Source organism: Aeromonas sp. HMWF015 (assembly GCF_963878965.1).
GTDB classification, from domain to species: Bacteria; Pseudomonadota; Gammaproteobacteria; order Enterobacterales; family Aeromonadaceae; genus Aeromonas; species Aeromonas veronii.
On the sequence record NZ_CAWNZT010000428.1, the window covers coordinates 1 to 6,153 of the forward strand.

The 6,153-nt window shown below is 57.9% G+C and carries 6 protein-coding genes; 1 reads left to right on the forward strand and 5 read right to left on the reverse strand.

The window, feature by feature from the left end; genetic code table 11:
- Nucleotides 1-210: 210 nt before the first annotated feature.
- Together pta and AACS18_RS22155 are read right to left on the reverse strand one after the other, a co-directional pair.
- A complete protein-coding gene (pta, locus tag AACS18_RS22150; RefSeq protein ID WP_005339119.1) occupies nt 211-2,391 on the reverse strand; it encodes a phosphate acetyltransferase in 2,181 nt (726 codons plus the stop codon).
- A 55-nt stretch (nt 2,392-2,446) separates the two neighbouring features.
- Nucleotides 2,447-3,649 (reverse strand): acetate kinase, encoded by a 1,203-nt coding sequence (locus tag AACS18_RS22155; RefSeq protein WP_005349210.1) that lies wholly within the window; start codon nt 3,647-3,649, stop codon nt 2,447-2,449.
- A 304-nt stretch (nt 3,650-3,953) separates the two neighbouring features.
- On the opposite strand from AACS18_RS22155, the gene yfbV reads away from it, so the two are divergent.
- Nucleotides 3,954-4,394 (forward strand): terminus macrodomain insulation protein YfbV, encoded by a 441-nt coding sequence (yfbV, locus tag AACS18_RS22160; RefSeq protein WP_005339116.1) that lies wholly within the window; start codon nt 3,954-3,956, stop codon nt 4,392-4,394.
- Between the two features lie 59 nt (nt 4,395-4,453).
- Here the strand turns inward: yfbV and AACS18_RS22165 are convergent, their stop codons facing one another.
- The 3 genes from AACS18_RS22165 to AACS18_RS22175 all read right to left on the reverse strand — a co-directional run bounded on the left by AACS18_RS22165 (nt 4,454) and on the right by AACS18_RS22175 (nt 6,140).
- On the reverse strand, nt 4,454-4,954 hold the full coding sequence (locus AACS18_RS22165; RefSeq protein ID WP_108611930.1) for a YfbU family protein: 501 nt from the start codon (nt 4,952-4,954) through the stop codon (nt 4,454-4,456).
- Between the two features lie 163 nt (nt 4,955-5,117).
- Nucleotides 5,118-5,582, reverse strand: a complete 465-nt coding sequence (gene bcp, locus AACS18_RS22170; protein WP_108611931.1) for a thioredoxin-dependent thiol peroxidase — start codon at nt 5,580-5,582, stop codon at nt 5,118-5,120.
- Between the two features lie 24 nt (nt 5,583-5,606).
- Entirely contained in the window at nt 5,607-6,140 is a 534-nt protein-coding gene (locus AACS18_RS22175; protein ID WP_005349229.1) for a glycine cleavage system protein R, read from the reverse strand.
- Nucleotides 6,141-6,153 lie beyond the last annotated feature (13 nt).

The window sequence follows — 6,153 nt, forward strand, 5'->3', positions numbered from 1 at the left end:
CTATAAGATATATAAAGACTTTTATTGTCATATCCAAAATGGAAGGTATTGTGTGACAGGGAGCGTAGAGCTCATAGCGCTCTCACACTTTTATCTGTCTGCTCCTGAATCCTCGGTTGGTTATGCTGCCTTCAGAAAAATTCCCAACAAAAAAGGCTGCTCACCTGGGGTGAGCAGCCTTTGTGATCGGTTTTTTCAGACTAAAGCTGATTAGGCTTGTTCGTCAGCCTGAGCTGCCTGGATACCGGTCAGGGCGATGGTGTAGACGATGTCGTCAACCAGGGCGCCACGGGACAGGTCATTGACCGGCTTGCGCATGCCTTGCAGCATCGGGCCGATGGAGACCAGGTCAGCAGAACGCTGTACCGCCTTGTAAGTGGTGTTACCTGTGTTCAGGTCAGGGAACACGAACACGGTGGCTTTACCGGCAACCGGTGAATTCGGTGCCTTGGACTTGGCCACGTTCTCCATGATGGCCGCGTCGTACTGCAGCGGGCCGTCGATGATGAGGTCGGGGCGCTTGGCCTTGGCCAGCTCGGTCGCTTCACGCACTTTCTCTACATCGGCACCGGCGCCAGAGGTACCGGTGGAGTAGGAGATCATGGCGACGCGCGGCTCGATGCCGAACGCGGCTGCGGAGTCGGCGGACTGGATAGCGATCTCGGCCAGCTGCTCGGCAGTCGGATCCGGGTTGATCGCGCAGTCACCGTAGACCAGCACCTGGTCAGGCAGCAGCATGAAGAAGATGGAGGAGATCAGGGAAGAGCCCGGAGCGGTCTTGATGATCTGCATCGGCGGACGGATGGTGTTGGCAGTGGTGTGCACCGCGCCGGATACCAGGCCGTCAACTTCATTGCGCTCCAGCATCATGGTACCCAGTACCACGTTGTCTTCCAGCTGCTCGCGGGCAACCACTTCGGTCATGCCCTTGTTCTTGCGCAGCTCGACCAGACGCGGCACATAGCGCTCGCGCACAACGGCCGGATCGATGATCTCGACGCGATCGGTCAGTACCACACCCTGCTGTTCGGCAACTCGACGGATCTCTTCCGGGTTACCCAGCAGTACCGGACGGGCAATGCCACGCTCGGCACAGATGGCGGCAGCCTTGATGGTGCGCGGCTCGTCGCCTTCCGGCAGCACGACACGCTTGTTGGCCTGACGGGCCAGCTCGGTCAGCTGATAACGGAATGCCGGCGGGCTCAGACGACGGGAACGGGTAGAGCTGACGGTCAGCGACTCGATCCAGTGCTTGTCGATGTGGCCAGCGACGTAGTCCTGTACCAGTTCGATACGCTCGCGGTCATCTTCCGGAATATCGACGTTGAAGTTCTGCAGGCTGACGGCGGTCTGCCAGGTGTTGGTACCGGTCATCATGATCGGCAGGCCGGTGGCCATGGCCTGTTGGCACAGCGCCATTACCTGCGGCTCCGGATGATAGTTACCGGTCAGCAGCAGGGCGCCCAGCTTGACGCCGTTCATGGCGGAGAGGCAGGCGGAGACGATGACGTCAGAGCGATCGCCGGAGGTGACCAGCAGGCTACCCGGACGGAAGTGCTCAACCATGTTGTGAATGGAGCGGGCGCAGAAGGTCACGGTCTGCAGACGGCGGCTGTCCAGCTCGCCTTTGTGCAGGATCTTGGCGGCCAGATGCTTGGCAAGATCCTTGGCGCGCGGGGCGATCAGCTGGGTGTTCCAGGGGATGCAACCCAGGATGCGCAGCGGGCTCTTGCCGAACACTTGCAGCACTTCCAGGTTGTGAGCCGCGTCAGAAGCGTGGTGATGGGCTTCGAACATCTCGGTCAGGTCAGGGCGGGTTACGCCATGCTCGTCAACCGGCGCGCCAACCTTGTTGATCACGCAACCAACGATGCGGGGGTTGTTGACACCACCGAAGTTGGAGCAGGCCAGCTCGATGCGCTCTTTCAGTTTCTGGCTGGAGTCATGGCCCGGGTGGGTCACGAATACCATGTCAGCGTCCAGCGCCTTGGCCACGTCGTAGTTCAGCTTGTTGGCAAAGGGCTGCTTGTCGGTCGGCACCATACCTTCGACAACCAGCACTTCGGCACCACTGGATTTCACGTGCTCTTCGAAGCGGGCAACGATCTCTTCCAGCAGGATGTCGGTGTTGCTGGAGCTGATCATGTTCTCGGCGTAGGAGAGGGTGAACGGCTCGGGCGGGTTGATGTTGGCAGCAGCGCGGATAACGGCGGTTGAGCGCTCGGCACCGGTTTCACCCGGACGCGGCTGGGCAACCGGTTTGAAGAAGCTGACATTGACACCGTGACGCTCCATGGCGCGAACAACGCCCAGACTCACGGAAGTTACGCCGACACCAGTGCCGACCGGGATAAGCATAATAGTGCGTGCCACTTTATACCCCTTGTTCATTTTTTGGGATCAGGAAAAGGCCGCCCTGGTGGGCGGCCTCGAGTTACTGCGTCAATTAAGCGCCGACCAGTTCCAGCGCGTCGTGGGCGATAACCCACTCTTCGTTGGTCGGGATAACCAGGGCCTTGGTAGAACCAGCCTTGGTGATCTCGCCACCCTTGCCGAAACGAGCCTTCAGGTTGGCGTCGTGATCGACGTCAAAGCCCAGCAGACCCAGCTTGTTCAGGGTGATTTCACGGATCGGGGCGGAGTTTTCACCGATACCACCGGTGAAAACAACGGCGTCCAGACGACCGTCCATGGCGGCAGCGTAGGCGCCGATGTACTTGGCCAGGCGATAGCAGTAAACGTCCATAGCACGCTTGGCTTCTTCTTTGCTGTCGTAGTTGTCTTCAACGAAACGGCAGTCGGAGGTCACTTCGGTCAGACCCTGCAGGCCGGACTCTTTGGTCAGCATGGTGTTGATATCAGCAACGCTCATGCCCAGCTTGTCGTGCAGGAAGAAGATGATGGCCGGATCCAGATCACCGGAACGGGTACCCATCACCAGACCTTCCAGCGGAGTCAGGCCCATTGAGGTATCAACGGATTTGCCGTTCTTGATGGCGCAGACGGAACCGCCGTTGCCCAGGTGGCAGTTGATGATGTTCAGCTCTTCAACCGGCTTGTTCAGCTGCTTGGCAGCTTCCAGGCTGATGTAGTAGTGGCTGGTGCCGTGAGCGCCGTAGCGACGGATGCCGTTCTCTTTGTAGAGCTTGTACGGCAGGGCGTACAGGAAGGCTTCTTCCGGCATGGTCTGGTGGAACGCGGTATCGAATACGGCCACGTTCTTGTCAGCCAGCGCCGGGAATACGCGGCGAGCTTCACGGATACCGATCAGGTGAGCCGGGTTGTGCAGCGGTGCGTACGGAACAGCAGCTTCGATGCCGGCAATCACGTCTTCGCAGATGACAACGGAAGAGGTGAAGCGCTCGCCACCGTGAACTACACGGTGACCGATGGCGATCAGGTTCTTGGACAGTTCCGGATTGAGCGGCAGGATCTTGTTGACGATGAAGTCCAGCGCTTCCTGGTGAGCGGCACCCGCGCCCAGATCGGCACTGCCTTTCTCGCCATTCAGTTTCCACTTGATGCGGGCGTCGTCGAGGTTGAAGCACTCGGCCAGGCCGGACAGCAGGTCATCACCGGTGGTTGCGTCAATGACGGCAAACTTCAGGGAAGAGCTGCCACAGTTAAGAACAAGAACCAGCTTACTCATGAATAAATCCTATCGCAGATTGGGTTGTGTAGGCGGATGCGTTGGACGCGGTGCGGCCAAAAACTTTCAACTTATCCTTATGAGGGTTGGCAATCTGTTGCTTGCCCCTTGTATAGTGATACAAGACCCGAAATCCAGACGTCCCTGACAGGTCAATAGCAAGACGCTTTTGACGCAAAAATGGGCGTACAAAGGATAACCCGATTGTTGAAAAATAACAAAGTCATCCTCAACCTTTGTTACTTTGCATCAAATTTTGTCGAGGTTTTGCCGTTGGTACGTTCAAAAAGCGCTCGGAGGTAGTATGAGCATGAACATTTTTGGAACTAAGTTACAGCAAGGCCGCCATTATATGACGCTTTGGCCGCGCCGTCCCGAGCTCAATTCGATGTTTCCTGAAAATCGGGTGATCAAGGCGACCGAGTTCGCCCTCAAGGTGATCCCCGCGCTGGCGGTGTTGAGCGTGATGCTGCAGTTCCAGTTTGGCGAGCTGCACTACTGGCCTTCCGTCATCACTTCCGTGCTGTTTCTGCTCAGTTTGCCGCTGCAGGGCTACTACTGGCTCGGCCAGCGTGCCGACACCCGCTTGCCCCCGTCGCTGGCGAGCTGGTATCGGGAGATCAACGGCAAGATGAACGAGCAGGGTGGCCGCCGCCAGCTGGTGTCTCAGCCGCGCTATGAAGAGCTGGCCGATACTCTCAAGGCCGCCTTCCAGCAGCTCGATAAATCCTTTCTCTACGAATAACCCGTTTCAGATGCAAAAAGGCGCCAGTGGCGCCTTTTTTGTTGCGGTTGGTGTGCGGATCAGGCCGCCAGTACCTTGCGGATTTCCTGGATGGAGAGCTTGTACTGACGGGGGCACTGACGCCACACCTGCAGCATCCGCTGGTACTTGTCGCGCATGGCGATGTCGCTGGAGAGCTCGTCGCACGGGCATTTGAGCTCGGGGAAGCGCTTGTCCACCTCCAGCAGGAAGCAGACGTAGTCAGCCAGCTCACGCTCCTGGCTGCGGCTGTAGCCATTGAACTCCAGGCGGCTGGCGTTGATCTCGCCCTGAACGGCGGTATCCAGATTACCCCATGAGATGGCCAGTGCGTGGTGCAGCTCCAGGGTGTCGATCACCTCCTGGCAGGTCGCCAGATCCAGATGGCCGAAGCTCTTCTCCAGCTCGAGGATCTGCAGGCAGTAGCCGCGCTCGATGATGGTGCTGGCGCGCTGGTAGACGTCCGCTTTCTCCGGATTGAGTTTCGCCAGAATTTCGTACTGGTTGCTCAGGATCAAACGCTCAGTGTTGCTCATGTTCATGGGATATCTCGCTGGAAGATGATTCTGGGGTCACGTTAACCCATATATAAAATGAATTTTTTGATCTGGGCGGGGGAGTTGGTGAGAAAAATCCGCTGGCAAGGGGCTACTGACCAGACAAAAAAGGCCTGCATGGCAGGCCTTTCAATGACGCAGGGGAGGGTTATCCCTTGAGGAAATCCAGTACCACCTGATGGTGATCGCTGGTTTTGAACTTGTCGAAGTGGTGGGCAATCTTGCCCTCTTCATTGATCAGGAAGCTCTGACGGTGAATGCCGTCATACTCCTTGCCCATGAACTTCTTCGGGCCCCAGACGCCAAAGGCATCGGCGACGGCGTGGTCTTCATCAGCCAGCAGGGTGAAGTTGAGCTGGTCCCGCTCTTCGAACTTTTTCAGCCGTTTGGCCGGATCCGGGCTGATGCCAAGCACCACCACATTGAGGGCGGCCAACTCGGCGTTCACATCGCGTAGGCTGCAGGCCTGGGTGGTGCAGCCGGGGGTCATCGCCTTGGGGTAGAAATAGACCAGCACCTTCTTGCCGCGCAGGCCAGCGAGGCTGACCTGATTGCCATTCTGGTCGGGCAGGGAGAAATCGGGGGCGGGGCTGCCAGCTTGTAGTGGTTGCATGGGGTCTCCTCGGGTAAAACGCCCTCAGGCGTGTTTGCGATTGACGATAAACTCGAACGATTCGGCACCCAGTTGACGACAGAATTCGGCGAAGGCGGTTTGCGAACCTTCCACTTCACCCTCTCTGGCCAGATTGAGCTGAAAACTGATCTTCAGCAGGTTGAACGGCTGCTGCTCCAGGGTCATGGATTGCATCGCCTGAATGTTCCAGCCATGTTCGCTGAAGAACTGGGTGCACTGGCTTACGATGCCGGGCTCGTCGCGGATCAACAGGTCGGCACTGGCGCGGACGTCATACTGCAGGGACTGGTGGCGTTCGGTGCGTTTCATCATGGTGATGAGATCCCACTCCTGGCTACGCAGGGGCAGGCTGATTTCGAGTTGCATCATGCTGTTCCAGTCGCCCGAGAGCAGCATGATAAAGGTAAATTCATTGCCGAAGATGCCAAGGCGGCTGTCTACAATGTTGCAACCACAGCCACTGACGTGGCGGGTCACTTCATTGACGATGCCAGGCCTGTCCGTGCCGATGGCCGTTACGACCAGGTAGTGAGTCATAAATCTTCTCTCG

Excerpts from the sequence above, each read along its gene's own strand:
- pta (WP_005339119.1), bottom strand. The coding sequence starts at position 2,391 with ATGAACAAGGGGTATAAAGTGGCACGCACTATTATGCTTATCCCGGTC.
- AACS18_RS22155 (WP_005349210.1), bottom strand. The coding sequence starts at position 3,649 with ATGAGTAAGCTGGTTCTTGTTCTTAACTGTGGCAGCTCTTCCCTGAAG.
- yfbV (WP_005339116.1), top strand. The coding sequence starts at position 3,954 with ATGAGCATGAACATTTTTGGAACTAAGTTACAGCAAGGCCGCCATTAT.
- AACS18_RS22165 (WP_108611930.1), bottom strand. The coding sequence starts at position 4,954 with ATGAACATGAGCAACACTGAGCGTTTGATCCTGAGCAACCAGTACGAA.
- bcp (WP_108611931.1), bottom strand. The coding sequence starts at position 5,582 with ATGCAACCACTACAAGCTGGCAGCCCCGCCCCCGATTTCTCCCTGCCC.
- AACS18_RS22175 (WP_005349229.1), bottom strand. The coding sequence starts at position 6,140 with ATGACTCACTACCTGGTCGTAACGGCCATCGGCACGGACAGGCCTGGC.